Here is a 23,151-nt window from a genome sequence, read left to right as displayed (position 1 = left end):
TATTAATAAGCATTTGACTTCTACTAAATTTTTAAGAAACTTTAAGAAGATAATCTCAAATTTGGTTATTTTTTTTTAATATCAAAGTACTCCTTTAAAAATATGTATTCTAAAAAATACCTACTATAGGAACTAAATAAAGATACTAAGCATATCAAGCCAAATTATATATTAAAAATAACCTTAATTAAAAATTAAAAACTATCTTTAGATCTATAGCTTATTTTTATGAAAATAAGGACAATTATTGTTGCTTTAAAAAATTTATCATTAAAAAACCAGTTTCTATTATAACAACTGGTTTTTATTTAAATCTGCCTCTTTACTTAACTTCAATTATTTCCACATTTAAATCATGCCGTTTTAGCTCTACTTTATTAACCTGCACTATACCTTCTTCAGGCAAGTTATGTGTAGGATTAACAGAAATATGCGGTGCAATCACCAAAGCCACAATGGACATCAGTTTGATAAGGATGTTCATGGAAGGACCTGATGTATCTTTAAATGGGTCCCCTACTGTATCTCCGGTAACCGACGCTTTATGTGCCTCGGAACCTTTATACTGCATCACACCATCAATCATGACTCCTTTTTCGAATGATTTTTTAGCATTGTCCCAAGCACCTCCAGCATTGTTTTGGAATATACCCATCAGTACCCCTGACACCGTCACCCCAGCCAGTACGCCACCCAGAACCTCTGGCCCAAAAATGAATCCTACAAGAATAGGAACCAACAAAGCTATAGCACCTGGGGCAATCATTTCACGGATAGAGGCCTTGGTGGAAATCTCCACACACTTATCATATTCTGGCTTGCCGGTATAATCCATAATCCCTGGTATCTCTTTAAACTGCCTCCTTACTTCATTCACCATATCCATAGCAGCCCTTCCCACGGCAGCTATACATAGTGAGGAAAATATAAAGGGTATCATGGCCCCTACAAAAAGCCCCGCCAAGACATCAGCTTTATATATATCTATAGACGTAATACCTGCCAGCCCCACATAAGCAGCAAAGAGGGCCAGTGCCGTCAATGCTGCAGATGCTATAGCAAACCCTTTGCCCGCAGCTGCAGTTGTATTCCCTACTGCATCCAGGATATCTGTTCTTTCTCTTACTTCTTTTGGTAGCCCGGACATTTCTGCGATACCTCCTGCATTATCTGCTATAGGGCCAAATGCATCTATGGCCAGCTGCATAGCGGTAGTAGCCATCATTCCCGCTGCAGCTATGGCCACTCCATATAATCCCGCAGCCATAAAAGAGGTATAAATACCTGCCGCCAATACCAATATGGGAAGCACAGTGGACTCCATCCCTACTGAAAGTCCGCCGATGATATTGGTGGCATGGCCTGTACCCGATTGTTTGATAATAGAATTCACTGGCATCTTTCCCATCGCGGTATAATATTCAGTAATAATGCTCATTAATGCTCCTACCACCAGACCTATAAATACCGCTCCAAATATTCCCATCTTTGTAAAAGTAACCGCAGGATCACGCACCAGACTCAGATTACCCTCTGGAAACATGTAATCAATAAGAAAAAAAGAGGCTCCTACTGTCAATAGGATTGAAATCCAATTTCCCATATTGAGCGCATTTTGTACGCTGTCGGTATCCTTAGTGATTTTAACAAAAAAAGTCCCCAAAATGGAAAACATTAGTCCCAATCCCGCTATAACCAGAGGAAGTAGGATCGGGGCCAGACCTCCCATATTGTCATTGGAAATAATCTCTCTCCCTAAAACCATGGATGCTAATATAGTCGCTACATATGACCCAAAAAGATCAGCTCCCATTCCGGCCACATCTCCCACATTGTCTCCTACATTATCTGCTATCGTAGCTGGGTTGCGGACATCATCTTCAGGTATGCCCGCCTCTACTTTTCCTACCAAATCAGCACCTACATCTGCAGCTTTGGTATAGATACCACCACCCACCCTGGCAAATAATGCTATAGATTCTGCCCCTAAAGAAAATCCAGCCAATACTTCAAGAGCAGTTTCCATTTCTATCCCGTTGATATCGCCACCTGCTGATACCACAAACATATTATAAAACACTATAAATAAAGATCCCATGCCCAGGACGGCTAGACCTGCCACACCCAGTCCCATGACAGATCCTCCTGTAAAAGAAACATGCAATGCCTGCCTTAAACTTGTTTTGGCAGCCTGGGTAGTCCGCACATTGGCCTTTGTGGCGATGTTCATTCCTATATAGCCTGCAAATGCGGAAAGTACCGCCCCGATGACAAATGAAACAGCAATGATCCAAGATGAATTCGGCACCAGGGTTCCTGACCAAGCAAGGATCAATCCTGCTATAATGACGAAATAAATCAATACTTTCCATTCAGCTTTTAAAAATGCCATGGCTCCCTTAGCGATATGTTCTGCCAATTCCACCATATTCGGATCACCTGTTTCCTGTCTGATTACCCACCGTGATTTGATGGCCATGACAATAAGCCCCAAAATCCCAAATACTGGGACCAAGTAAATAAATACATCTTCCATATGTCAGCTATTTTGAGTAAAAATTTATATAACAAATATATTATTATTGACGGTTTTGACAATATTTTTTTCTGTCAAAACAACTTATACCAATAGTTAAGCATTGCTATATATTAATTAAAAGAATATATTTTGATAAATTGATATTAAAAGTTTCATTTTACTGACAGAAATCCTCCATTACTTCCTACTTATTATCAATTATTAAAAGGATGATTTTTATCAAAAGATTAAAATATATTTCATTAAAATAGTTTTAAACTTAGTTTTGGACACTAGATTTTTACAATATGTTATCTTTCGATTAACCAAAGGATACCTTATACGTCGGGTACTAAATACTTTCTAGAACAAAAAGAAGATGTTTTACTATATATATGATACCTATCATGAAAGCCATTGTAATAAACGAACCTGGGGATCCAGGAGTATTACAGTTAAGAGAAGTAAAAATGCCCCTCCCAGGGACTGGGGAAGTTTTGATTGAAGTAGTAGCAGCCGGAGTGAATAGACCGGATATAGCACAAAGAAAGGGTAAATATCCTGCACCAATAGGTGTCCCACCCGACATTCCAGGATTAGAGGTAGCCGGAATCGTCTCCCAATTAGGTCCAAATACTAAAGGTTTTAATGTGGGGGATGAGGTGTGTGCACTATTAGCAGGAGGAGGTTATGCTGAATATGTAGTAGCACCATACCAACAGTGCTTATTGGTTCCAAAAGGAATCAGCCTTCAGGAAGCAGCTTCACTGCCCGAAACATTTTTTACAGTGTGGAACAATGTTTTTGATATTGCGAAGTTTTCATCAGGTGAGACAGTACTCATCCATGGAGGCAGCAGCGGTATTGGTGTGACAGGTATTCAAATGATAAAAGCCATGGGAGGTAATGTATATGTCACAGCAGGAACTGATGAAAAATGTAGGGCATGTCTTGATCTCGGTGCAGATATTGCTATAAATTACAAGAAAAAAGATTTTAAACAAGAGTTGAGTAAATTAACCGAAAGTCAGGGAATCGATATTGTATTGGATATGGTTGGAGGTGAATACACTGGCAAGAATTTGAATTTACTTAAACCCTTTGGAAGATTGGTCATGATAAATGCTATGAAAGGTAAAATAGCAGAGGTAGATCTAGTTCATATCATGAAAAATAGGTTGACCCTAACTGGCTCAACGCTTAGGGCACAGTCAGCCGACTATAAGGGACATATAGCCCAATCGCTGAAAGACCAAATATGGCCTTTGTTCCCAAAAAAGATCAAACCTGTCATATATAAGTCATTTCCCTTGGCCGATGCGCCTAAAGCCCATCTTTTAATGGAAAGCTCTGAACATATCGGAAAAATATTATTGCTGCTAAAATAAATTTAGGATTATGAAAAAGTTAATATTTTTGCTCGCTATGGGCATAGCTTCATTTGATACCATCGCCCAGCAGGCTGAGGTTATAGGGCTTTCGGATCAGGAAAAGACTGCCAGAAGCCTTGCACAAGAGCAGTTGGATGCTTATAATAACAGGGACATTGATGCTTTTATGATTCCATATAGCGATGATGTAAAAGTTTATCAATTTCCGGATAGACTGCTTTATGAAGGTAAGGCCCCCATGAGAGACCAGTATGCCAGATATTTTGGAATGACACCCGATCTGCATGTGACCCTAGTAAACAGAATAGTACAGGGCAATACGGTCATAGATCAAGAGGAAGTGACCAGGGTGACCGGTGAAGAACCTGCTAAAGCTATAGCCATATATAAAATCAAAGGAGATAAGATAGCAGAGGTATATTTCATCAAACCTCTGGATTGAATTCAATACATTTAAAAGGAAAATGGAGGGGGGTAATTATCTTACCCCTTTCATTGTTACTGCATTCCGGCTGTTTAATCTTACTTTTTATTAAAATAATCACGGACTGCAGTATAAAGCAAATTTTTAGCTGATCGTATTACATCTCTTTCATCCAAAGAAGGTAAGCGTATGATGTCGTCAAAACCTTCTGCCCCATCATTACCAGAAGTAATAAGAATAATTTGTTTTTGCCATTTAGCTGCTAACTGCATGAGTTTAAAGCACCCTTTACCTTCGTCAGACTGAGTATCGTACCTACCTTCTCCTGTGATGATCAAGTCAGCCTTCCTTACTTTATCAGCCATGCCTACTTGATGGAAAAAGAATTCAGAGCCGTTCTTAATTTCTACTGGATAAAATGCACTGAGTCCAAACGCTATCCCACCTGCCGCCCCATACCCCGGAAGATCATCCAGCTTCTTACCTGATTTTTTCTGTAGCAAATGATAAAATTCCATACAGTTTTTTTCCATTTGTAAGGTTTGATCTGCCTGCAGACCTTTCTGAGGACCAAAAACAGCAATAGCTCCATTATCCCCAAAAAATGAATGATGTACATCACAAAGCAGTGTAAATTTAACTGAATGTTTCTTTATGGGCCTTTGGATGTACCTGATCTTATTCATAAAAAACGGAGAAAACATGGGAATTTCACGTCCATGATCATCTAAGAACAAAAAACCTAGGCCTCGTAAAATACCAGCTCCCATATCAATACTGGCTGTCCCTCCCAGTCCCAACACTATTTCAGCCGCTCCTTTGCTAATGGCAGCAGCTATCATCTCCCCTGTACCATAAGTTCCAGCCAAAAAAGGATCTCTGTGATCTAAGGCAAGATGCCTTATCCCTGATACAGTCGATACATCCATGATGGCCCTAGATCCATCTTTGCTTATGACAAGATATCCAGGCAATGGTCTACCAATGGCATCTAGCGCCATGAGATGAATGAGTGGCATGTCCATAGCTTTGGCCAATAAAAAACTTGTCCCATCACCTCCGTCGGCAATGGGACATAGTATAAAATCATCATCTGGAAGAATTTGACAAATGGCTTCCTTTATGATCTGAGCGGCTTCCTCCGCAGTCATCGTGCCTTTAAAAGCATTGGGAGCGATCAAAATGTTCATTTATCCTGTTCTTTCATCCTTATAAAATAATCCTTAGTGGCTGCCCTTACTCTGGGTGATAAATAAAGCGCAGATATCATAGTAGGAATGGCCATAATAGCATACATTCCATCTACAAAACTCACTACGACTTCCAGCGAAGCCACCGCTCCAGCTACGATAGTGACCAGATAGAAATAATTATAATAATCCGCCTTGTCAGCTCCAAAGAGGTAATTAAAGCACTTGTGTCCATAGTAAGAATAGGTGAACATGGTGGAAAAGGCAAAAACGAGAACCGCCAGCATCAACAGATATTTACCTAACCCAGGAAGTGCCATTTCAAAGGCAGATAAGGTAAGCCTTACCCCGTCATTTTCTGTTGATTGCCATACTCCTGTCAATAGGATGACCAGGGCGGTAAGTGTACAGACAACAATGGTATCTATAAAGGGACCTAGCATAGCGATTAAACCTTCTCGGACCGGTTCATTATTTCTGGACGCACCATGCACCATGGGTGCTGTACCTATACCGGCCTCATTTGAAAAAGCTGCCCTTCTTGCTCCGATTACTATTACGGCACCCACGGCTCCACCCATCACGGCATCGCCAGTAAACGCATCTTCTATGATCAGCAACAGCATAGCAGGTACATCTCCCATGTATTTAAACACAATGATAAATACCGTAACAAAATATAAAGCTACCATGAAAGGCACCAGCTTGGATGCTACACCTGCTATCCGTTGTATACCCCCCAAAATCACAACTGCCACTATGACCATCATAGAAATGCCCAGTATCCACCTGGTGGAGGCACCATGGTCAAGTCCATATGGCTCCAACATCACAAACCTAAATACATCAGTCAGCTGATTGGCCTGAAAGATAGCCAATAAGCCAAGAATACCAGCCACAGAGAACAAAATAGCAAGGGGCTTCCATTTTTTGCCCATGCCCTCTTCTATTACATACATAGGCCCTCCCTGTACTTCACCTGAGGAATCTTTTCCTCGATACATGATAGCAAGGCTACAGGTGAAAAATTTTGTGGCCATCCCCACAAAGGCAGACATCCACATCCAAAAGATAGCCCCCGGGCCCCCCATATTAATGGCGATGGCAACACCACTGATATTTCCAAGTCCCACTGTAGCAGCTATAGCTGCAGACAGTGCCTGAAAAGAAGTGATCTGACCGGGAATATTGGAATCATCATACTTACCCCTTACCACTTTCATGGCATGTCCCAAATGCCTGAACGGCAAAAACCGTGAATAAACCAAAAGTATCAACCCTCCCCCCATCAGCAGGATCAACATAGGGGTATCCCAAATCCAATTACTAAAACTTACTATTAAATCACCCACAATAATTAATTGATTTTCTTTAAGAAATGACTACTAAATTCAAGCAGGCTATATACTAGGATTTGAAAAATAAAACCTTTTAACTATATACTGCTTTATAATAAAAGGAATATTAACAGCTATTTTCTGTAATTGCAAATAATCTTATCTAAGGGTAGACATTATTTTATAAAAATTCCAGTACCCCTTACTTTACTATTAGAAAGCCAATGAATTCACTGCGGAAAAAAATTTTCATACTATTATCCTCACCTGATGAAGATCATACTGCCAGCTGGTATGTAAACCTTTTCCTGATACTGCTCATTTTCTTTAATGTACTTTCGATTATCCTTAGGTCTGTACGTACCTATTACGAACTGTATCCAGATTTCTTTCACTGGTTTGAAATTTTCTCGGTGGTCATATTTACCATCGAATATTTACTTAGGATCTGGACTGCTGATCTTCATGAAGATCATGGAAATGCTCCAAAAGGTAACATCCGTTTTGCCTTTACCCCTTTGATGATCATTGATTTGCTCGCCATCCTACCTTTTTATCTGCCTTTTCTCGGCATAGATCTCCGGTTTATGAGGATCCTTCGGCTGTTCAGGGTATTCAGATTGGTGAGACTAATCCGTTTTACTCAGGCTTTGCACCTGATCTACCGGGTATATGCCAAGAGGATAGAATTGTTGATAATTTTTTCAATAGCGGCGGTATTTGCCCTTGTAATGGGATCTGTGATGCTTTATTATGTAGAGCATCCACTTCAGCCGGAGGCGTTTCAGGACATCCCGAAGACGATGTGGTGGGTGATGGGCATATTGACTACTGTAGGCTTTGGTGAGATCTCACCTATCAGTCCATGGGGCAGATTTATCGTAATGATGCTCGCTTTTTTTGGTGTTTTGCTTTTTGCCTTCGCGGCGGCGGTGATTTCATCAGGGTTTACAGAGGTCATGGATGAGGTGAGGCAGGATAAGACTGAGGTCTTGTGAATAGAAGCTATTCACAACTACACTTCATCATCTAATCTTGGATTTAATGACATACGGTAAATGGTCGTGGCTAGAATGCTATTATTCAACCTAATGAATAGTACATTATTATTAAGAATAGAAAGCCAATAGTCCATAGGCCATATTATTAGATAATTTTAAAATGGCCTATGCACTATTGGCTATACATATTGAAATCAGCTCCTCATCTTTTTATAAGCATTGATCAAACCATTCGTTGATGCATCATGGCTGTTTATCTCTTCCTCATTTTCCAGCTCTGGCAAGATGCCTTTGGCCAGTACTTTACCCAGTTCTACACCCCATTGGTCAAAGCTGAATATGTTCCAGATTACCCCCTGTACAAATATCTTGTGCTCATACATAGCTATCAATGCTCCCAAGGTGTAAGGATCAATTTTCTTTACCAATATAGAATTGGTAGGCCTATTGCCTTCAAAAACCCTATGTGGGGCCAAAGTAGAAATTTCCTCTTTAGGTTTTCCAGCTTTTTCCATCTCTGACATCACTTTTTCCAAAGTCTGTCCATTCATCAGCGCTTCTGTCTGGGCAAAGAAATTGGATAGCAGCTTAACATGGTGATCACCTACTTGATTATGGGATATTGCCGGCGCAATAAAATCACAGGGTATCAAGTGAGTACCTTGATGGATAAGCTGATAAAAAGCATGCTGCCCATTGGTACCTGGTTCGCCCCAGATGATCGGCCCGGTACTGTAATTTACCTTTTCCCCATTTCTGGTAACATATTTTCCGTTACTTTCCATGTTTCCCTGTTGGAAATAAGCAGCAAAACGATGCATGTACTGGTCATAAGGCAGAATGGCTTCAGAAGTGGCTCCTAGGAAGTTGGTGTTCCAAATTCCTATCAAAGCCAGGATGACAGGGATATTTTTTTCAAAAGATTCCTGCCGAAAATGGTTGTCCATGGCATGGGCCCCTTCCAGTAGCTTTTCAAAATTATCAAATCCAATAGTACACGCAATAGGAAGACCTATGGCAGACCATAGTGAATACCTGCCCCCTACCCAATCCCAAAAGGCAAACATATTTTCGGTATCGATTCCAAATTCACTTACCGCTTGACCGTTGGTCGAAAGTGCCACAAAATGCTTAGCTACTGCAGTTTCATCCTTCGCATGTTTTAAAAACCAATCTCGCGCCGAATGGGCATTGGTCATTGTCTCCTGGGTGGTGAAAGTCTTTGAAGCAATAAAGAACAACGTTGTTTCCGGATCTACTTTTTTAAGTGTTTCAGCTATGTGCGTCCCGTCCACATTGGACACGAAATACACTCGGATATTTTCTTTTTGATACGGTTTAAGTGCTTCCGTAACCATAACTGGCCCCAGGTCACTTCCCCCTATTCCAATATTGACCAAAGAAGTAATAGGTTTGCCGGTAAAACCCAACCACTGTCCGTTGGATATTTTATCCGCAAAAGCTTTCATTTGCTCCAAAACAGAATTCACATCTGGCATTACATCTTTTCCATCTACCTGTACAGGGGTGTTTGATTTATTTCTTAGCGCTGTATGAAGCACAGCTCTGTTTTCAGTTCTGTTGATAGGCTTGCCGGAAAACATATCCGAAATAGCCTCCCCCACACCACTTTCTTTGGCCAGTTGGATAAGAGTCTGGAAAGTTTCATGGTTTACCCTGTTTTTTGAAAAATCCACAAGCATATCACCAAAACGGATATGGAATTCTTCAAAGCGGTTCTTGTTTTCAAAAAGTGACTGTATCGTCTGGTCATTAGTAGCTAGACTTTCTAATTTTTTCCAGGCTATGGTCTCACTGGGATTTATGTGCTGCATATCTAAAATTGGTTTATCTGGTTCAATAAGTAAAAATAAGATTTATATCCGTAGGTAAAAATATTAACCATATAAGGTTTGGTGCTATTCTTAAATTTATCTCCATCCTCCAAAATCAAGAACCATTCATTCTGAATTATTGATTTTGACTGATAGTCAAAACCGCCTCTCTTGATTATCCCACTAATAACAGCATCAGGTTTAAAATTAATTTCTATCCTATAATACTCCATGTCATAAATAACTGTCATTCCCAGGTGAAAAAAAATCACCCATAAAATTTATAGAAGTCATGGGTGATTTAAATGAATGATGAATATATATATCTAATCTTTCTTCAAAAACTCCCTCAAAACATAATGGAGGATGCCCCCGTTCCGGTAATATTCTACTTCTATAGCAGAGTCCAGCTTACATATTAATTCGAAGTTTTTCTTCGTACCGTCTGCAGCTATTGACTCGGCTGCAAGTAGCTTTCCGGGATGCAATCCATCGGCTATTCCACGGATGCTGAATTTTTCCATACCGGACAGCCCTAGGGATCCTGCTGTTTCTCCATTGGCATACATGAGGGGAAGTACACCCATACCTACCAGATTGCTCCTGTGAATACGTTCATAGCTTTCAGCTATTACAGCTTTTATTCCCAGCAGGCTGGTACCTTTGGCAGCCCAATCTCTAGAAGAGCCACTACCATACTCTTTGCCTGCCAACACTATCAGAGGAGTTTCTTCTTTTTTATATTTTTGTGCAGCATCATAGATGCTCATTTCTTCTTTACTGGGAATGTGGGTTGTATATCCTCCCTCTTTAGATGCCAATTGATTTTTTATTCTCACATTGGCAAAGGTACCTCTAACCATAAGCTCATCATTTCCACGACGGGACCCATAGGAATTAAAGTTTTCTTTGGGCACACCTCTTTCGATTAGATATTTACCCGCTGTGGAAATTTCAGAGAAGGATCCAGCCGGAGAAATATGATCCGTAGTAATACTGTCTCCCAGTTTTAACAGTACGTTGGCTTCTATTATGTCCTGAGAAGCAGCAAGGTCAATATTCATAGATTCAAAGAAAGGAGCTTCTTTAATATATGTAGAAGCATCATTCCATTGATAAATCAGATCCTTGGGAGCCTCCAGATTTTTCCATTGTTCATTGCCTTCAAAGATTTCTCCATAATTTTTGGCAAAATCATTAGGGGAAAGCACTTTATTAACTAGCCCAAATATTTCTTCATTGCTTGGCCATATGTCCTGTAAGTAGACAGGCTCTAGATTGGGGTCATACCCTATAGGTTCGTTGATCAAATCTATGTCTATACGGCCAGCAAGCGCGTATGCCACCACTAACATAGGGGACATCAGATAGTTCATCTTTACCTGAGGGTGTACCCTAGCTTCAAAATTTCGGTTACCTGATAACACAGAAGCTACTATGAGATCATTTTCTTCCACTGCTTTGGCGATATGCCTTGGAAGCGGACCGCTGTTCCCTATGCAGGACGTACATCCATAACCCACCAAATGGAACCTTAATGCCTCGAGATCATCCATCACCCCGGCCTTTTCTAGATAATCAGTGACTACTTTTGAACCTGGTGCCAGGGATGTTTTAACCCATGGTTTCACATCCAATCCTCGTTCACGGGCCTTTCGGGCTACCAGTCCTGCTCCGACCATTACGTTTGGATTGGAGGTATTGGTGCAGGAGGTTATGGCCGCTATCACTATTGATCCATCATGTAAGTTGAATTTCTCATTATGAAGTTTTACCGCTACCGTCTTTAACCCCCCTTTCGTCTTGGTCTCAATTTCTACCTCATCAGAAACATCTTTTTTATCTTCTGTAGGCTGGCTGGAGCCTCCTTCTTCATACCATCTGCTTACATCCCGTTTATCCATGGGGATATATTCCCTTCCATGAGCTTCCCTTAATATTTCGCTGAACTTATCTTTAAATTCCCTAAGCAAAATCTTGTCCTGTGGACGTTTGGGCCCTGCTACGGTAGGTTCTATGCTATCAAGATCGAGCTCCACCACACTACTGTAAGTAACCTGGTCTTCATCCTTTCTCCATAGCAGATTTTCCCTGGCATATTCTTCCACCAGCTTTATCTGATCTTCAGATCTATTGGTTTTTTCCATATAATCCAGTGTCCGCTGGTCTATGGGAAAATAAGTCACCGTACATCCGAATTCAGGAGACATATTGGATATCGTGGCCCTATCGGGAACAGAGAGATGGTCCAGTCCAGGTCCAAATACTTCTACAAACTTACCTACTACCCCATGACTTCTGAGCAATTGGGTAATGGTCAATACCATGTCAGTAGCCGTAGTGCCAAGCGGAAGTGAACCAGTCAATTTTAGACCGACCACTTCCGGCATGATAAAGTTTATAGGCTGTCCTAGAATAGCTGCTTCAGCTTCTATTCCTCCTACCCCCCATCCTACTACACCTATACCATTGACCATAGGTGTATGAGAATCAGTACCAACCAAGGTATCAGGGAACACCATTCCATCCCTGGTTATCACCCCTTGGGCAAGATACTCTAAGTTAACCTGATGGCAGATCCCCATGCCAGGAGGTACTACGGAAAAATTATCAAATGATTTTTGGGCCCACTTTAGTAACTGGTACCGCTCTTCATTCCGCCCATACTCCACATCCACGTTTTTCTTATAGGAATAATTAGTTCCAAAATAATCTACCTGCACTGAATGGTCTATCACCAGATCTACCGGAATAAGCGGATTTATCTTTTGTCCATCCTTTCCCTGTCTTACTGCTTCAGCCCGTAGGGAAGCGATATCTACTACAGCAGGCACTCCTGTGAAGTCCTGCATCAATACCCTGGCAGGTTTAAAGGGTATATCTTTATCAGAACCTTGGGGAACCCAGTTTAAAAGGGTTTCAATATCTTTTTTGGTTATGGCAAAATCATCAAAATTACGCAGGGTATTTTCTAATAATATACGGATCGAGAAAGGTAATTTTAAGATATTTCTACCTTTCAAATTCAACTCATTTAAACTCCAGTAGGTCATCTCCCCCTTGGGAGTATTCAACGTTTTCTTTATCTGATATGGATCAAGTGACATGTTATATTATTTATGTAAAAAAGAAATTTATTTGATATTTATGAAGATTTATTCCTAGAAAGTAGCATTCTAGCAAAATGATAGATTGCCTATTTAAATTATTGATTATATATGCATTAAGTCCTTCCATCTATACTAAAATACAGGTCTTAAATAAACAATAAAATATTTACTTTATCTCCCTGTAATATTTTCTTTACTATAGCTGGTATTGGGGAGATCTTGTAAAGTTTCTTCTAGAAATACTACCTCTCCCAAGCTCAAATCATATACTGCGCCTACTATTAAAATTTCTCCACTCTGATATTTTCTGCTTAATACCGGTTCCAGATCCCTTAGATGATTAACTTGATTAACCACATTCTTTCTTACGGCCCCTTCAAGTTTATCTTCTTCACTGCCTTCCACTGCCTGGGCAGTCCGGGCAGCGTCCTTGATGGCATTTATAAGAGTGACTACGTGCCCAGGAGGATTATCGGGTAGCTTGATAGCCGCTTGGACTGCTCCGCATTTAGAGTGTCCCAGAACTACTATCAATTTTGTACCTAACTCCAATATGGCGTATTCCATAGTACCATAAGATGACTGAGCGGTAACTTGTCCAGCAGTTCTACTGATAAACAAATCTCCAAACCCCTGGTCAAATAATATTTCAGAAGTTACACGGGAATCAGAACATCCTATTATAGTAGCAAAAGGTGTCTGGCCTTTTGCGAGGCTATATATGGCTTCTCTTTCTTGGCGTGGATAAATACTTCTATTTTCTATAAATCGTTTGTTTCCGCCCTTGAGTTTTTGTAAAGCATAATAGGGATTCGCATATGCGGAATCTCTATCAACAATATAATTGGCTTTCTTCCATGCTTCCAGATCATCTCCTTCTTCTAAGTTATCGATCCTTTTTTGATTTGAAGCGTCCTGGGCCATGGCAGGTATATAAAAATTAATGGAGATAATTAGGATCAGCGGTAATATATATCGACTCATATTATGTTGATAAGTAAGGGTTATCTATACTATTTCAACATATTTAAGCTATGAGTTGTTTATTTTATAAAAAATGAACCTATTAAATGGGATGGGAAAAATATAGCAGTAATTTACAAAAAATGGTATTGAACTGTTTGCTTTTATATCTAAACTGTAGAGGAAATCATATTAACTGAAATCCTCTACAGGTTAATTTTAATCTTGCTGGGCTTCTTCCCTAGCTTGTCTACGGAAATATCTTCTTAAAAGCCAGCTATCTTGCAAAGCCCTTAAATTTTCGTCCAGTCTTTCTGATCCTGATTCCAAATTATTCATAGTAGATCGGATATAGGAAGCAAATTCTTCATCATTTAACATCATACCAAGGGCATTGTCAGTGCTTTTAAGTTTTTCACTTGCCACATTAAAATTAGAGACTGCTTCAGAAGCTTCTTTGGTGGTATTTTCTAGCCCTTCCGCTGTGGCTCTTAAGCTTCTGAATACTGTCGTATCAGTAACTAACTGATCTAATAAAGTACCTTCCCTGTTCAAATTGGAAGAAAACCGGGAGAGGTTAGCAGTCATTCTGTTAGCATTAATGGTAGTACTTTCTAAATTGCTCAGCATATGCCTGAAATTTTCTGCTATAGCAGTATCAGTTAGTACTGCACCTATAATACCTTCTCCTTCAGTGATCCTACCGGTAAGGTGTTTCAGGTCATTGGTGATGGAGACCAGGTTTCTATTGTTTTCCTGCAAGGTTTCCATCATCTTGTCCGTATCCAGCGGCATGACTGCCTGAAGCCTGTCCTGATCTTCTATAGGAGGTGCCTGGGTGGTCCCACCATATATGACGATGATCCTATTGCCTATAAGCCCATCGGAGCTGATAGTAGCTTTAGAATCTTTTCTGATAAATTCCCTTGTCTTAGCATCGATATTCATTTCAATCTCCACTTGGGAATCGCCATAGAAGTTGATCCTTCTTACGGTACCAATTTTCACACCGGAAAACCATACATTATTACCTGTCTGAAGTCCGGACACGTCATCAAAAACAGCCCTTAGTTTAAATGTGTTGGTAAAAGCCTGGCGCTGGGCTCCCAGGGTCATGATGCCTGCTACCAGGATGATGATGCCTACTAGGGTAAATATCCCTACAATTACTGATTTTTTATTGTCGTCTCTCATTTTGTTATGAAATTATAGTCATAAAATGCCTGGATTCTTTCTTCAGAAGCTTCTTTAAATACTTCTTCAAATGTACCCACAGCACCAAACTGGCCGTCTAATAGGACAGCTACTCTATCCCCGGTATCTTTAGCACAGGTAAGGTCATGCGTAATCACTATCGATGATGTACGGTATTCATCCCTGACTTGGTTAATAAGGTCATTAATATCTTTACAGGTAATGGGATCCAAACCGGCAGTAGGCTCATCATAAAGCATAATTTCTGGCTCCAGGATCAGTGTCCTGGCTATCCCAATTCTTTTTCTCTGACCTCCTGACAATTCCGAAGGCATCTGGTTGATCGCTTGGGAAAGCCCTACAGATTCCAATACCATTTCTATTTTTTTGTCTCTTTGAGCTTTACTTAGGCTTTTTACATTCCGGATCAAAGGAAAATCCAGATTGTCCCTTACACTCATACTATCATAAAGTGCACTGTTTTGAAAAGAAAAACCTATTTTAAGCCTGAGGTCCAAAAGTTCCTTATTTGAAAGTGTACTTACTTCTTTACCAAAAACTTTTAAAGTTCCTTCATCTTGTGTAAGCAGGCCAACAATGATTTTAATAAGTACCGATTTACCAGTACCGGATTTGCCCAGCACTACTAAATTTTCTCCCTTGAATAAATCCAAATCCACACCCCTCAATACATGAAGATCGCCAAATGATTTGGTCAGTTTTCTGATTTCTATTACTGCTTCCGCCATATCTATACTCCTCTTATAAAATTAACTATTTGAAGAGAAAGCAGCTCTTCTATAAATATAAGAAACATCGCTGCCACTACAGCAGCATTAGCAGCTTTTCCCACTCCTTCTGTACCTTTTGAGGAATGATAGCCTTTATAGCAGCCGACTATACCTATTGTAAAACCGAATATCAATGATTTTACAATAGAGGAAGTCACATCCAAGAAAGTAAGTGAATCAAATACTTGGACAAAAAAGGCAATAAGACTCACACTTTCATTTTGGTTTACATTGACAAAAGCCCCCATAAGCGCTACAAAATCAACATACATTACCAATATAGGTATCATGAATGTGGCTGCAAGCACCCTTGTCACCACCAGAAATTTAAAGGGATTGGTTGCAGATACCTCCATAGCATCAATCTGTTCACTTACTTTCATCGAAGCGATCTCTGCACCTATACTAGACCCTACTTTACCGGCTGCAATAAGGGCAGTAACCAAAGGCCCCATTGCCCGCACGATGGCTATCGCTATAAGCGCAGGAAGCCAGCTTTCAGCTCCAAATTCAGAAAGAGATGGTCTGGACTGGTTAGTAAATACTATCCCCACTATGAACCCCGTAAGTGAAAGAAGTGGTAAAGATTTCACCCCTATCTGGTAACATTGCCGGAGTACTTCCTGAAACTCATAAGGAGGTACAAAAACCTCAACAAAAAACCGCTTTATGAACCTAAAAACATTCGCTAAGTCTAAAAAGAACTTATCAACTTTCTTGGATATCAGATGGTCTTTTTCTTCAACCTTGATTTTAGCCATATATTATTTAATTCTAAAATGCGAAGCTAATCAATAATCTTTGACTAACTGAAAATAAGTAATAAAAACCCTTCAATTCAAAAGCTCATCTATCACTGTATTGTTTAAAGGCTTAACCAAAAAACCACTTACCAGTTTATATTTTTTACTTTTATCTATATCTCTTGGATCAATACTCGAAGACAACATTTTTACTTCCATATTTATTCCACGTTCTGTCATAATTTCTAAAAATTCCCATCCTTTCATCTCTGGCATATTTATATCCAATAGCAAAATATCCGCTGAATTATCCTTTAGCCATTCCAATGCTTCAAGTGGATTATCGAAAAAATAAAGATTTAATGTAGGATCAAATCTGTGCAGAATTTTACGGTTGATCATATGCTGTACCTTATCATCATCCACTATCAATATAGAGCTGGTCTTCTTTAAAATCATAATCAATTATTCGGGTGGTATTCTAAAAACAAAAATCATTCTAAAATATGAAAAATCATCATGAGACTACAGAATAGATATAGGAATGCCGATTTAGACTTAACTAATATATTTAGGCTAGACTAATTTAGCCTTGCCTAATAATTAATTATATGTCTTTAAATCAATTATTTATGTTACCTGACTTAAAAGTTTATTTAAGTACCTTTAAACTAAAATGAAAAGTGGCAATTTCTTATAGATAACCTACTGCTCAGCCTTTATTACCTTTATTTATTCTGTGCTAGAGTGGTAATTGGTAGCTCAGTAGGCTCTTGGAACTCATCTGGCATGTACTCACCCAGCACTTACGCCATTATCCGGGCAACCTATTTATTGCTGTTGTAACCAGTTCAACGGGACGAAAAAAGACTGTTTAATGATACACCTATAAGATAGCATCTCCCTTTTATGCCGAAACATACAGTATGAAAAACATATCCCCTATTATAACCCAGCCCTTCCTATTCTAGGATGCTAGGCCAACAGTAGGGAATAGAATCTAATATGAATAACAACCTACCTACCGCCTTCCATAAGGCCGGCGCCTGAATAAAAATCATAAAAAATCAGAACATGGGGACATATTTGCAACTATGTATGGGCTGAAAAAATAAGGGGATATTTACCCTAAGTCTGAGACATATTTATAGCGTATCCTTTATCAAAAGGTACAATTTTATACACTACTTAGTTCTATATATTAAATCTCACATCCCTTTTTTACTGTCCAATACAATTTGGAAAAGGGAAATACAAGCAATAAAAAATACCAATAAAAAACTCTAATTACCTTCCACATATCTCACTAAAACTACAGGATTTACATTTTTCAATTTTGGCAGTCTGATCAAAGGGCACTTTTGGATCAAAAATTTCTTCCAACAAACCCTTTAGACCTAGCACAAATTCCCCATGAAATTCCATGTAATCTTCCAGCTCCATGGAAGGTTTATATTGCTCGGGTTTATGGTGTAAATAAGGGTTAAAATCATCTTTGAAAATTTCTCTTAGATTAAAAATAGCCGGCTTTAATCTGAGAGAGTTATCTGGAAACGTAGCCTGATAAAGAAATCCATAAAGCAAAGTCTGCATTGCAGCCTTATTGCGCTTGTTTGACTCTCTGTCAAAAAGTGACGCTATATCCGGAAAATTTTTCGTATCTATACCAGACTTGTAATCGATAAGTCTGATGATATCCCCTACTTTATCCACCCTATCTATAATCCCGCCCACAGCTACCTCCACATTACCAGAAGCTGTATTTATAGCCATTGAAGTTTTGTATCTTTTCTGTGCCTCAAGGGAGATGATTTCAAAAGGAGCGGTATCCTCATCTATTTTTAGTACACCTAATATATACTTCTGCAAAACATCCCTGGCAATAGCCAGCTGACCGTTCAGCTTTACCTCTACATGCTCTTCCAGATGATACTGCTCTCTGATGGCCTTTTCAATAGAAGGAAAAACATATGAGGTGAGTTCTTTAAAATCCTCTTTGTGAATAACCGTTCTTTTTTTTCTTTCCATATAGCCCCCATATAGTTTTTCTAGACTCAAATGGGCCAGATTTCCAAATACAGCAGGGTCCACCTCTTCATTTACTTCTTCTTTTTCTACTATGCCGGCAATGTACTTCATATAAAACTTCAGTCTACAGTCCAGCCATAGGTTAAGGGCTGAGGGTGAAAATGCAGTAGTATGCGCCAGCTCTCCTTTCACTACATATCGCTCCAACTGGATCATAATCTCCGGTGACTTGGGTATGCTGATCTCCCGTGCCGATGTCAGATCCACCGGCACGTAGATCACCTCCTCATTCTTATCTTCTTCCGGTAGATCCATCTCTTCCATGATCTGATGGACGTACCGGCTCCTCTCCCCCGCTTTGCCCTGATCAGCTGCCGTCGTATAGATCATATGAACCTCCTCTGCACTGTGCAGCAGCCTGTAGAAGGTGTAGGCATATATCGCGTCGTTTTGTTCCTGTACGGGCAGATTGAAAGCCCTGCGGAGGTTGAATGGTATCATTGAATTAAGCTTGCCCGCCGGGGGGAAACTTTCTTCATTCATATTACAGATGATCACCCGACGGAAATCAAGGTTTCTTGTTTCCAGTACCCCCATTACCTGAAGTCCCTCCAGCGGTTCCCCTTCAAAGGGCAACTTTACTTCCCTGAAAATTTTTCGGAATAAACTCAGAAAAAAATCCATATTCACCTGCACCTCATCCTGATTATCAAGAATAGCCTGTAGGCGGTTCAGCTGTTTAAAGGTCTGGAACAGATAACTTCGCTGAAGCGGTTCCTCTTTCTGCTGTTCTGCCAGTGCTTTGATCAGATTCCCGAGATAGGGAAAAAGTTCAGTGAGGGAGAGTTTATGAAAAATCAATTTAAAAAATGGCCCTCCCTCATGCAACCTTTCCTGGGAAACATAGACCATATTGGATTCCTGTATATCGATCAACAGTTTATTTACAAAGGCTTCATTACTGTTTTTAAGATAGACTGATGTAAGTAGGTCTATCAAGGGCTTATGGTAATAAAGGGTTTTGGTCTCTTCTGCCTTGATATATTGCTGCATATCCAGCACCGCCTCCAGAAAGGCGTATACAGGTGCATTCTTCACCGGATATCCCATAGTCACATTGACTTTATCAATACCATGTGGCAAGGTATGTAAAACCGGAAATAGTAATTGTTCATCGGGAAGTACTACTACGGTCTCTTCCATTTTTTCTTCTGGAGATATGGAATTGAGGAGTTCGCCCACCAGGTTTGCCTGGTTTACTTTTAGCGGGATAGAATAAGTTTTGATCCTGGCCCTTTTCTTCCCGATATTGGCCGGTAAAAATTCAGGAAAGGTCGGGCCAAAGATAGGATCCTTGACATAATCTCTAAAAAATAAGCCGGCTTCCTGGATTTTATCGTTTAGATAGTATTTATCAACATCCCAATAAACCTTTGCCCCAAATTGGCTGATGAAGTGTTTTAGAAGCAATTCTTCCGTTTTGGTAAAAGCATTAAAGCCGATAAATATATATTGCTTATCAGGTCTTTTTATTCTAGCTAGATTTTCAACCACCTGACGGTACAACATTCCCGAATAAGCCATCCTACTTTCATTCAGTCTTGCCTTGAAATTGCTGTAAAGAGCAATAAGCATTTGCCAAAAGTGAAGAAATTTCTCCTGATGTCCTTTATCCTGCTTTTCAAATGACTTCCAAAATTCCTTGATAAGCTGAACCTGACTTTCAGTCAAGTAACTTAAATCAGTTTCAAATTCTTTTATTTCCGAAAGGTGGTGGTAAAGTTTTTCGGCATTGACCATAAACTGATCCACATCATTGAAGTCTTTCAAAATCATTTCTCCCCAATAATAAAATTTGTCAAAATTTTCAGGATCGGGATGTAAAGATTTGTATACCTTATAAAGTTCAAAGATCAAGGTGAGGTTATCTGCCGGACGTGCTCCTGCATAACCGTAGAAAATGTCCTCTACCGTTTTGACCTCCGGCAGCCACTGTGGCTTGTCGATAAGGTTGCCCAGATGCTTAGTAAAAAATAACCCAGCCCGTCTATTGGGCAGTACGATCACCAGATCTTTAAGAAAGGGGTATATGGCTAAAATGTCTTTCGCGGTATTCTCTAAAAAGCTATTCATCATTATTTTTCTAGTGCATCAGGATAAGCAAATCACGGATTTTTTAACATGTAAAAAAAATTAATGACAGGAGATGACGCAAAAAAATCAGAATTGATCATTTGGGATAAGTAAGGAGTTACTAATAAGAATGAATAAATGCTCAGATTAAATGATAGTCAATTTGTTATGTTTAAAATTCTATCCCTGGTCATGTCTGAGATGACTCTCTGTCCTTTGTGGTTGGGGAAGTTTTAGACTGATGAGGAAAATCAGTCCCAACAGGAAAAAAATACCAAGGAATAAAGCGCTGTACCTCATGTTTCCGGTAAGATGTTCGATGAAGCCGTAGGTAAAAGTACCCAACACGATGGCAACTTTCTCTGTCACATCAAAGAAGCTGAAGAAAGACGCATTATCAGTCGTTTCCACCGGTATCATTTTTGAATAAGTTGATCTGGACTGTGACTGTATGCCCCCCATCACCAGCCCTACAACAAAGGCCAGGGAATAAAATTCATATTCGCTTTGGACAAAATAGGCTGATACGCAAATCATGACCCATATCATGATCATTATTACCAGAGAGATCCTATTGCCCAATGACTTTGAAAGATAGGCAAAAAGATAACTACCAAATATTGCGACGATCTGGATGATCAGAATGGTAATGATCAGTTTATCCCCCGGCAGACCCAGCTCTTTATCGCCAAAGGAAGCCGCGAGATACATTACCGTCTGTACTCCCATGCTGTAAAATAGGAAGGCTGCCAAAAAACGGGTCATCGCAGTAGATGATCTTACTACTTTGTAAACTTTACTGATTTCATCATACCCTTTCAACAGAAGCCTGTTTTTGACTTTTTTGCCATGGGGATTATCAGGGAGATACCGAAAGGGAATCTGCGAAAAACCGGCCCACCATATCCCGGTGATGAGAAATGACCAGCGCGCTGCCTGGCCACCATCAGATAAACCAAAGAAGCCGGGCATTTCTATCATAAAAAGATTTAATACCAATAAGACCACACTACCGATATATCCTAGGCTGAAACCTTTGGCACTTAGGACGTCCACTTCGTCATCGGTGGCTATCTCCGGAAGAAAAGCATTATAAAACACAATACTGCCGGCATACCCTATACTCGCCAACATGGCACAGATGATGCCATACTCCAGGTTATCCCCCTCAAAAAAGAAAAGACCTACACAGGAAACTGATCCCAGATAGGCAAATATTTTCATATACAATAATTTCTTGCCACTGGAATCCGCCATGCCGGAAAGCAGTGGTGATATGATGGCAATTACCAGAAAAGAAAAAGAAATAGAATACGAATAGAGGACCGTATTTATGATCTCAATTCCAAAGAACCTTACCCTGTCCCCCCACGCTTCGGAAGTCGTAACACTATTGAAATAAACCGGAAAAATGGTAGACGTGATCACAAGACTGTATACCGAATTGGCCCAGTCGTACATGGCCCATGCTGTCTGCGTTTTCTTCCTGCTCATTATGTTATGAATAATTTTCCAAAGCTAAATAATCTTTTGAAACATTTAAGAGGAAGAAAAAAATTTAAGGAAATATGCCCGAGTATTAAAAACGGAGATTGAGCTATTTGAATATCAGTAAAGAATTAAGGATGATTGGGAATATACATTCACACATAACGGATATCATACACATATACTCCACCTGATCAGTTTTTTCCCAAAAGCACCATTACACCAAAATGAACGATGGTACGATCAGTCAGGAACGAAAATCCACTTCCTTCCTGCTCAACCGGCCTTGTTATTTCTGTTTGTGGTGCATCAACATAGGTATTCCTATAATTTTCGTACTGTAATAAATTGATATTGGTTTGTATAATCCATCTATCAGTGATAAAATAACTGCCACCAAATTCCAGCCCTGCGAAGAAGTTTCTTTCCCGAAAAGTATTGTTCTCTATAAGATGTGGAGGTAGTAAAACACCCACCATTATGCCATTTGAAGCATTAGCACCTGTACCAAGACTAGTGTTTTGGTAAGTTCCCTTTCCCTGCTCAACCTGCAGATAAGCTGTAGTCTGTAAATGTAAGCGGGGGGCAATATGGTAATACTGAGTAAGGAATGATCCTATACCCAAAAGGTGGTTATTAAGCTGGTATTCATATCCAATAGGTAACTCTATAACTTCTTTCAAGCTATAATGCCGATAACTAGCAGAAAGCCCCATCATGGTCTGTTCGCCAAGCTTGAACCCGACCCTATTTCTCCATTCCATGTTTAATCCTGAGGGATTATTAAGTACCCGCTCATTTCCTGATCTCGACAGAGGAGAAATCTCGGAGGAAATCATCCAGTTGTTTGTTTGGCTATAAACCTGCAAGGTTATCATTAATGTAAGGCAAAGCAGTAGATGTTTTTTCATAAAAAATATTAAGGTGTTATAACTGTACGTAAATGTTCTCCGTTATGCGACAATTATAGTTTTTGAACATAAAAAAATGTACGCAATTAAATAA

Annotated in this window: 16 protein-coding genes; 3 read left to right on the top strand and 13 right to left on the bottom strand. The window is 39.7% G+C overall.

The features are described 5' to 3' along the window. Window positions 1-322 precede the first annotated feature (322 nt). Window positions 323-2,536 (bottom strand): sodium-translocating pyrophosphatase, encoded by a 2,214-nt coding sequence (locus EL17_RS17265; RefSeq protein ID WP_035076925.1) that lies wholly within the window; start codon window positions 2,534-2,536, stop codon window positions 323-325. 389 nt (window positions 2,537-2,925) lie between these two features. Between EL17_RS17265 and EL17_RS17260 the strand changes: the two genes are divergently transcribed. Together EL17_RS17260 and EL17_RS17255 are read left to right on the top strand one after the other, a co-directional pair. Further along, window positions 2,926-3,906, top strand: coding sequence for an NAD(P)H-quinone oxidoreductase (locus EL17_RS17260; protein WP_035077627.1), 981 nt, complete (start codon window positions 2,926-2,928; stop codon window positions 3,904-3,906). Between the two features lie 10 nt (window positions 3,907-3,916). Continuing rightward, entirely contained in the window at window positions 3,917-4,351 is a 435-nt protein-coding gene (locus EL17_RS17255; protein WP_084166254.1) for a nuclear transport factor 2 family protein, read from the top strand. Window positions 4,352-4,431: 80 nt separating this feature from the next. On the opposite strand, the gene EL17_RS17250 is transcribed toward EL17_RS17255, so the two are convergent. Next, the gene (locus EL17_RS17250) at window positions 4,432-5,523 is read right to left on the bottom strand and encodes a glycerate kinase family protein (RefSeq protein ID WP_035076923.1); all 1,092 of its coding nucleotides are present in this window, start codon (window positions 5,521-5,523) and stop codon (window positions 4,432-4,434) included. Continuing rightward, window positions 5,520-6,875, bottom strand: a complete 1,356-nt coding sequence (locus EL17_RS17245; RefSeq protein WP_035076921.1) for an alanine/glycine:cation symporter family protein — start codon at window positions 6,873-6,875, stop codon at window positions 5,520-5,522. Before EL17_RS17245 ends, EL17_RS17250 begins: the two co-directional genes overlap by 4 nt. Before the next feature lie 209 nt (window positions 6,876-7,084). On the opposite strand from EL17_RS17245, the gene EL17_RS17240 reads away from it, so the two are divergent. After that, window positions 7,085-7,858 (top strand): ion transporter, encoded by a 774-nt coding sequence (locus tag EL17_RS17240; protein WP_035076920.1) that lies wholly within the window; start codon window positions 7,085-7,087, stop codon window positions 7,856-7,858. A 197-nt stretch (window positions 7,859-8,055) separates the two neighbouring features. On the opposite strand, the gene pgi is transcribed toward EL17_RS17240, so the two are convergent. The 10 genes from pgi to EL17_RS17185 all read right to left on the bottom strand — a co-directional run bounded on the left by pgi (window position 8,056) and on the right by EL17_RS17185 (window position 23,057). Beyond that, entirely contained in the window at window positions 8,056-9,696 is a 1,641-nt protein-coding gene (gene pgi, locus EL17_RS17235; protein ID WP_035076919.1) for a glucose-6-phosphate isomerase, read from the bottom strand. 326 nt (window positions 9,697-10,022) lie between these two features. Next, complete coding sequence (gene acnA, locus EL17_RS17225) at window positions 10,023-12,803, bottom strand: aconitate hydratase AcnA (RefSeq protein WP_035076917.1); 2,781 nt, start codon at window positions 12,801-12,803, stop codon at window positions 10,023-10,025. 174 nt (window positions 12,804-12,977) lie between these two features. After that, window positions 12,978-13,790: a carbonic anhydrase gene (locus EL17_RS17220; RefSeq protein ID WP_240486010.1), complete on the bottom strand. Its 813-nt coding sequence runs from the start codon at window positions 13,788-13,790 to the stop codon at window positions 12,978-12,980. 198 nt (window positions 13,791-13,988) lie between these two features. Next, the gene (locus EL17_RS17215; RefSeq protein ID WP_035076916.1) at window positions 13,989-14,963 is read right to left on the bottom strand and encodes an MlaD family protein; all 975 of its coding nucleotides are present in this window, start codon (window positions 14,961-14,963) and stop codon (window positions 13,989-13,991) included. Beyond that, window positions 14,960-15,712, bottom strand: a complete 753-nt coding sequence (locus tag EL17_RS17210) for an ABC transporter ATP-binding protein (protein WP_035076915.1) — start codon at window positions 15,710-15,712, stop codon at window positions 14,960-14,962. The genes EL17_RS17215 and EL17_RS17210 overlap by 4 nt, the downstream gene beginning before the upstream one ends. 2 nt (window positions 15,713-15,714) lie before the next feature. Next, a complete protein-coding gene (locus tag EL17_RS17205; protein ID WP_035076913.1) occupies window positions 15,715-16,515 on the bottom strand; it encodes an MlaE family ABC transporter permease in 801 nt (266 codons plus the stop codon). Between the two features lie 72 nt (window positions 16,516-16,587). Beyond that, on the bottom strand, window positions 16,588-16,956 hold the full coding sequence (locus tag EL17_RS17200; RefSeq protein ID WP_205623575.1) for a response regulator: 369 nt from the start codon (window positions 16,954-16,956) through the stop codon (window positions 16,588-16,590). 828 nt (window positions 16,957-17,784) lie between these two features. Then, a complete protein-coding gene (locus EL17_RS17195; RefSeq protein ID WP_316932674.1) occupies window positions 17,785-20,661 on the bottom strand; it encodes a PD-(D/E)XK nuclease family protein in 2,877 nt (958 codons plus the stop codon). Between the two features lie 177 nt (window positions 20,662-20,838). After that, the gene (locus tag EL17_RS17190) at window positions 20,839-22,152 is read right to left on the bottom strand and encodes an MFS transporter (protein WP_035076911.1); all 1,314 of its coding nucleotides are present in this window, start codon (window positions 22,150-22,152) and stop codon (window positions 20,839-20,841) included. A 188-nt stretch (window positions 22,153-22,340) separates the two neighbouring features. Next, entirely contained in the window at window positions 22,341-23,057 is a 717-nt protein-coding gene (locus tag EL17_RS17185) for a hypothetical protein (RefSeq protein ID WP_164675136.1), read from the bottom strand. Between the last annotated feature and the right edge of the window lie 94 nt (window positions 23,058-23,151).

The organism is Anditalea andensis (assembly GCF_000714815.1).
Classification (GTDB): domain Bacteria; phylum Bacteroidota; class Bacteroidia; order Cytophagales; family Cyclobacteriaceae; genus Anditalea; species Anditalea andensis.
The sequence above is the reverse complement of the archived record's forward strand: the minus strand, read 5'-3'. Positions and strand labels throughout refer to the sequence as shown.

Bases quoted from the DNA above. Each gene is read 5' to 3' on its own strand.
- EL17_RS17185 (WP_164675136.1), bottom strand. From the start codon at position 23,057: ATGAAAAAACATCTACTGCTTTGCCTTACATTAATGATAACCTTGCAG.
- EL17_RS17240 (WP_035076920.1), top strand. From the start codon at position 7,085: ATGAATTCACTGCGGAAAAAAATTTTCATACTATTATCCTCACCTGAT.
- EL17_RS17255 (WP_084166254.1), top strand. From the start codon at position 3,917: ATGAAAAAGTTAATATTTTTGCTCGCTATGGGCATAGCTTCATTTGAT.
- EL17_RS17205 (WP_035076913.1), bottom strand. From the start codon at position 16,515: ATGGCTAAAATCAAGGTTGAAGAAAAAGACCATCTGATATCCAAGAAA.
- EL17_RS17195 (WP_316932674.1), bottom strand. From the start codon at position 20,661: ATGATGAATAGCTTTTTAGAGAATACCGCGAAAGACATTTTAGCCATA.
- pgi (WP_035076919.1), bottom strand. From the start codon at position 9,696: ATGCAGCACATAAATCCCAGTGAGACCATAGCCTGGAAAAAATTAGAA.
- acnA (WP_035076917.1), bottom strand. From the start codon at position 12,803: ATGTCACTTGATCCATATCAGATAAAGAAAACGTTGAATACTCCCAAG.
- EL17_RS17215 (WP_035076916.1), bottom strand. From the start codon at position 14,963: ATGAGAGACGACAATAAAAAATCAGTAATTGTAGGGATATTTACCCTA.
- EL17_RS17220 (WP_240486010.1), bottom strand. From the start codon at position 13,790: ATGAGTCGATATATATTACCGCTGATCCTAATTATCTCCATTAATTTT.
- EL17_RS17190 (WP_035076911.1), bottom strand. From the start codon at position 22,152: ATGAGCAGGAAGAAAACGCAGACAGCATGGGCCATGTACGACTGGGCC.
- EL17_RS17200 (WP_205623575.1), bottom strand. From the start codon at position 16,956: ATGATTTTAAAGAAGACCAGCTCTATATTGATAGTGGATGATGATAAG.
- EL17_RS17260 (WP_035077627.1), top strand. From the start codon at position 2,926: ATGAAAGCCATTGTAATAAACGAACCTGGGGATCCAGGAGTATTACAG.
- EL17_RS17210 (WP_035076915.1), bottom strand. From the start codon at position 15,712: ATGGCGGAAGCAGTAATAGAAATCAGAAAACTGACCAAATCATTTGGC.
- EL17_RS17265 (WP_035076925.1), bottom strand. From the start codon at position 2,536: ATGGAAGATGTATTTATTTACTTGGTCCCAGTATTTGGGATTTTGGGG.
- EL17_RS17250 (WP_035076923.1), bottom strand. From the start codon at position 5,523: ATGAACATTTTGATCGCTCCCAATGCTTTTAAAGGCACGATGACTGCG.